4 protein-coding genes are annotated in these 6,236 nt (G+C 40.0%); 2 read left to right on the top strand and 2 right to left on the bottom strand.

The features are described from left to right. Positions 1 to 312, bottom strand: a 312-nt coding sequence (locus AC01YT_RS07275; RefSeq protein ID WP_476674087.1) for a transposase family protein, incomplete at its 3' end; no start/stop codon positions are given. Between the two features lie 28 nt (positions 313 to 340). Next, positions 341 to 568, bottom strand: a complete 228-nt coding sequence (locus tag AC01YT_RS07270) for a hypothetical protein (protein ID WP_476674085.1) — start codon at positions 566 to 568, stop codon at positions 341 to 343. 132 nt (positions 569 to 700) lie between these two features. Here AC01YT_RS07270 and AC01YT_RS07265 point away from each other — a divergent pair, with 132 nt between their 5' ends. Together AC01YT_RS07265 and AC01YT_RS07260 are read left to right on the top strand one after the other, a co-directional pair. Further along, the gene (locus AC01YT_RS07265; protein WP_476674083.1) at positions 701 to 5,008 is read left to right on the top strand and encodes an FkbM family methyltransferase; all 4,308 of its coding nucleotides are present in this window, start codon (positions 701 to 703) and stop codon (positions 5,006 to 5,008) included. Between the two features lie 21 nt (positions 5,009 to 5,029). Beyond that, positions 5,030 to 6,208, top strand: a complete 1,179-nt coding sequence (locus tag AC01YT_RS07260) for a glycosyltransferase family 4 protein (protein ID WP_476674081.1) — start codon at positions 5,030 to 5,032, stop codon at positions 6,206 to 6,208. The last annotated feature ends 28 nt before the right edge of the window (positions 6,209 to 6,236 follow it).

Below are 6,236 nucleotides of genomic sequence, written 5' to 3'. Positions count from 1 at the left end.
CTCCTTGTCGGTATATTCGCTCAACAATTGAAATCCAACTTCCAAATCGGTACAGTTGGCTGGCGCCAATTCAAAGTCCAGGATCACACCGCTCAAGGTAATCAATAAATGCAGCCGATAGCCAAAGAAAGTCTGCTTTTTCGTGATCGCTTTTCCGTAGGTGGCTTGATAGGCTTTCCAATCCGCGCGTGAAGCGGGAACCAGATGAAATTGGAGAGGCAGGATCGGCACACTATCGATCAGGCATTCACGGTCACGGCTCAAATTCAGGCTGCGCAGGATCATCTGGCAGATCAGATTGATTGCCCGCATCAAATTTCTGCGCTGCCGATGAACCGGCTCAGCGATGGAATGCGCAGAAACAAGTGCCGTATTCTTTCCAGTAGCTCAACAATTCTGTTTGCATGTGCCAGCCGCGACATTCCCCGATCAAAGCCATCGCAATCAACTCGCTATCATTGTATTCCGATTTCGGCCCAAGACGTTTGAAGAAAGGAGCAACCGTTTTCCAAACATCATCCACGATCACAAATGCCCAGATGCAAAAATCTTCAGAATCCGTTATCATTAGAATATCCTCCGTTTGGCAAGATTGATTTGTCGTGATCCATTGCTTATCCTATTGGAGGACTTTTCGTCGATCATCTTAAACTAGCATAAGATCCTAAATAGTTAATCCTGCTAGAAAGGCGCCCAAATAATGTACTCTCAAGAAAATATGTTTGATTGGGAATATGATATAAAAGCGGTTAGAGAAATTAGGCCAAAAGGGCAAAATTTTTTAATGTTAGTTACTCCAAGATATGTGACTGTTTATGGTGAACAAGAATATGAAAAAACAACTGCTAGGTTAGTATGTACTCTTATGAATGAAAATAGCATCTTTGTAGATGTAGGAGCACATTATGGCTTTTACAGCCTGCTTGTTGCAACCAACACAAATGCGGAAAGAATTATTAGCCTCGAACCCGTACCCCAAAATTTTGAGATATTACGGCAAAATATCCAAATAAACAATTTGCACCAGGTTGAAGCCCAAGCCCTAGCAATCTCCGATACGATAGGAGTGCGCAACTTTGCAATTACCCAAGCCTCAGATAGCTGCGGATTCCATGGTCATGAACTGGTAAAAACTATTGAGCAAATATCCATTGAAACCACCACCCTTGATGATGTCCTATTGCGTTATGCAGACGACAAAGATAAAAATATATGTATCAAGATAGACACTGAAGGGCATGAGCTCTCAGTGCTAAATGGGATGAACAAGTTAGTAGAGAGAGCACTGCCTCATCTACGATTAGTCGTCGAATACAACCCTAAAATGCTTAGGCGAGCTGGCCACGACCCTATCGAGTTAATTAACAGAATTTTCTCCATGGGTTTTCAAGTTTACCTGATTGATGAGAAGAATCAGATAATATGCACAATCCCGAAGAACCATTTGGAACACGAGAAAATACTTCTCGAAATCGAACAATCAAGGACATACACAAACTTACTTTGTCTGCCAGCCGACCAAGCATTAAGCTTGTGTTTTTTCTCTCACAGTAGTCTTTTATATGGAGCACAGAGAAGTCTGCTCGCTATTGTTGAAGAATTAATCAAATCTGGTATAGTATGTACCGTGATTGTTCCGGAAGAAGGAGAACTCAAGAAGCATCTTGAACGAGCTGGTGCGATTGTCATAACGACTCCTTATGATTGGTGGGCATATCCCGTCGCTTTGGACTTAGAGGAGAGCAGCAGGCGAATTTCACTATCATTTAGCCATATCCATAAAGAATTACTATCTCTGATCAAATTGATCAATCCTGATGTTATTTTTACTAATACCAGTGTTATCCCTTGGGGTGCTATTTGTGCTTACCTAATCAACAAACCACATGTATGGTATCTTCGTGAATTTGGGGAAGCAGACCATGGGCTAAACTTTGCACTTCCCTTGAAGCAGACTGCGAGGTATATCTTGAATTCTTCTGATCTAGTAATTTGCAACTCCTATGCAGTGCAAAAGCATTTTTTTGGAGAAAAGACAGGCGGAAACATAGAAGTGGTTTACCCTACTATTGGTCTTTCAAGAAAAAGATCCAGTCCATTAGCACGCCCAGAAGATGACTGTTTTGTTCACAAAAACGCTGTTCATCTAGCGATTGTTGGATCGATTTCTGAGGGAAAAGGCCAACTAGATGCCATTCAAGCAGTCAAAAAATTACTCGAAATGGGAATATTTGCTGAATTAGTAATAGCAGGTGATGCAGACCCACAATATTTTGACATCCTAGCCAAATTTATCGATGAAAATAATTTGCGGGAATTCATACACCTAGTTGGTTATAAAGATGATCCGACCTCCATTTACGAACAGGCGGATATTGTATTGGTTTGCTCCCGGTGTGAAGCATTTGGTAGAGTTACACTTGAAGCAATGTTGTTGGGAAAACCGGTTATCGCCACCCGATCTTGTGGAACAATGGAATTGATTGAGGACGGAATTAGTGGACTACTATATTCACCAGGTAATGTGACTGAATTAACCGATAAAATAATTACGTTAGTCAAAGCCCCTAATCAACGCGCCCAACTTGGCCTTAATGCCTCAAAAAGGGCAAAGGAACTTCTCTCCGTAAATGAATTTTCCAAAATCCAAAAAAGGCTACTTGAGTTAAAAAATAAAAATAATTCTGCAAAACGTGACTTTATTCGGTGGGTCACTACAATCTTGGAGAAGAGTTTAGAACTGAAACACCACCAGCTCAACGAAACGGAGCTGCAGAGAGCTCAGCTTGAGCAAAGGTTGGGAGAAATTTATAACAGTACAGCTTGGAGGCTGATTCAGATTATGTGGAGACTTAGATTAATTTTATTTCCGCGGGGAAGTAAACGAGAGTATTTCGCTCGCCATTTATTAAATGGACTACGCCGAGCATATAAACAGCTTCAGTCAATGGATTGGCATAAAAAAAAACAAATTAAACCATATACTTCTTCTAATTTTCAAAAGGAAGATGTTTACAGATGGGACCATTACCAAAGATTGATGACAGAATTCAGCAGAATTGAAAGGGAGTATATCGAAAAATTAAAAGTCTCGCCTATCAAGATTTTATCGTATGAGACTGAAAAGTTATCTAGGATTACTTCGCTTCTGAAATTACCAAGTCCCAAGAATCCAGACTATTCAATTATTATCCCAGCTCGAACTAATACAAAACTGCTAATCGAATGTTTGCTCTCTATTCAACAAAACACAACTATAGAAGATTATGAGGTAATCATTGTTGAGGATCACGCAAATAATGAAGTATTAGACCTAATTACCCAATTAGAATCTGTAAAAATAGTACATAATGATCGTGAACCAGGATTTGGTCCTGCTTGCAATCTCGGGGCAAAACAGGCCAAGGGAAAGTATTTAATCTTCCTAAATGATGATGTCCAAATTTTGACAAAAGACTGGTTATTTTCTTTGACAAAGCCTTTCTTAGAGAACCCAAAAGTGGGATGTATTGGGCCAAAAATTCTTTATCCAAACGGTAGATTACAGGAAGCGGGTGCCATTATCAACGTAGACGGAACGACCACTATGATGGGCTACGGTGACGATCCAAATCTTCCGCGATACTGTTATATGCGCGAAGTTGACTATGTATCTGCAGTTTGCTTAGTGGTAAAAAAGGAGGATTTTGAGGCGGTAGGAGGCTTTGACCCATTATACGCCCCAGCATATTATGAAGACGTTGATCTTTGTATGAAACTTAGGAAAAATGGATTAAAGATCATTTACAACCCTGAAGTGAGCATAGTTCATCATCTAAGCGCGACCTCAGGTGTATTATGGGGTGAACAAAAGAAATTAAGACTAGTAACCGAGAACCGGCAAAAATTCATTGAACATTGGCAAGAAGAAATCGAACGTCTCAACAATGTTAAAATCATTGCCTTCTACTTACCCCAATTTCATCCAATCCCAGAAAACGACTTATGGTGGGGTAAAGGGTTTACAGAATGGCATAACGTTGCTAGAGCACGTCCGATTTTTAAAGGTCACATTCAACCCAACCTCCCAAGTGATCTTGGCTTCTACGATCTCCGGATCATAGAAGTAATGGAACAACAAGCCGAATTAGCAAAAAGATATGGAATTTATGGATTTTGTTACTATTACTATTGGTTCAACGGAAAAAGGCTTCTTGAATTACCATTAGAAAGGCTTTTGGAGACCAACCGACCAAATTTTCCATTTTGCTTATGTTGGGCAAATGAAAATTGGACCCGTAGATGGGATGGTAAAGATGAGGAGGTACTTATTGCTCAAAATCATTCTAGTGAAGACGACTTGGCCTGTATTAAGGATCTGGCAAGGTATCTAGTACATCCGAGCTATATTCGAATAAGCGGACGTCCATTGCTACTTATATACCGCGTAGATTTATTTCCTGATTTTAAAAAAACCGCACAAATTTGGCGCGATTATTGTCGACAAGTTGGTATTGGAGAAATTTTGCTAGCCATGGTGGAATCCTTTGATTTTGCAACAAGTGCGGACATCGATCTAGAAAACTACGGTGTAGACAGGTTGGTGGAGTTCCCACCCCATGGTCTGGGTTATCCTTTTCGGGGCGGGTATAAGCTTGAGATCAAAAAGGGCTTTGCCGGTAGAGTATATGATTATCATCAAGCAATAATTCATTCTGTGCTCAAACCCCTTCCAAATTATACGAAATACAGAACTGTAATGCCTCGCTGGGATAATACACCTCGCAGGCAGAACCACTCCACTATTTTTTTGAATTCCAGTCCAGGCGCTTTTCAGGCATGGTTAGAGAAAATCATACGCATAACACGTGAACAAAACTCTGAAGAGGACCGAATCGTCTTTATAAATGCGTGGAACGAGTGGGGTGAAGGCAATTTTCTAGAACCTGATCAACATTTTGGTCACAGCTACTTGAATGCTGTACTCAACGCCAGAGAGTATTTCTTAATATGCAAAAACCGCGTTTGACTCTTGAAGGTTTGATGAGAGATGAGAGAAAATAATGTTTTGCCAGTAACCGTGATAGGACATCCGTACGCGCCCATAGGTAGAGGTATTGCAGCATTAAATCTCTTTCGGGCGCTTAAGGAAGCGCAATTTCCAGTATTAATTTGTGACATTTCTTCTCGCTTTCAATACAATTTGAATGATCAAATCAAGCAAGAGTTAAAACCTTTTATGTCTAATAAACCAAGTGAAACAATAAATATTTATGTGATCAATGGCGATGAAATAAAGTCTACACAGGAAATGCTAGGGCCATACCACACTAAACCATATAACATCATATATCCATCTTGGGAGCTTGAAAAATATCCAACAGAGTGGGCAAGATTGATAGAAAGATATTTCAATGAAATATGGGTACCCTCGGATTTCTTGAAAAATGCCCTCTCAAAGAATTGTAGTAAACCGATTTTTTGTATCCCTCATCCCATAGATGTCTGTTTTTCTTCTTTCTTAAGTCGGCAATATTTCGGGTTACCCGAATCTTCATATTTGTTTTTGCACATGTTTGACCTTAGGTCCTATCTTGAAAGAAAGAATCCAGTTGCTTTCATAAAAGCATTTGAGAAATTGTGCGATAGTAAACCCAAAGCAGATGTAAGAGCAGTTATTAAGGTTAGTGGAAATGACCTTGACCAAAGCACTCGAAGAACTTTCTTAAGGTTCCAACAATTGGTTGAATCAAGTCCTGCACGTGACAAAATCATCCTATTAAACGCTTCGTATTCTGAAAACGAAGCCAAGAACTTAATCCGAAATTGCGATTGTTATGTGTCGCTACACCGTTCAGAAGGATTTGGTCTAGCAATTGCGGAAGCAATGTATATGGGAAAACCAGTCATTGCCACTGGTTACTCGGGGAACCTTGAATTCATGAACAAAGAGAACTCTTTTCTTGTAGATTACAGCCTTGTACCCGTCAAGGAAGGGGAGTATCCATATTACGCTGGACAATACTGGGCTGAGCCTAATATAGAACAAGCCGCTTCTTTTATGGAACGCTTAATTGAAAATCCAGAAGTGGGGAGAAATATTGGAAAGAGAGCCAGTATAGAGATGCGAGTGAAGTATAGTTTACTTTCTATTGGTCTTAAGGCGAGTAAACGGTTAGAGAAGATTTTATTAAATCGTGGGAATAGATTGGATCTAAGCATTCAATAAGATTACTACCATCAATAGCCTCATCATT

The organism is Thermanaerothrix sp., from assembly GCF_056331585.1.
Note: the sequence above shows the minus strand (reverse complement) of the source record. Positions and strands in the feature narration are given on the sequence as shown.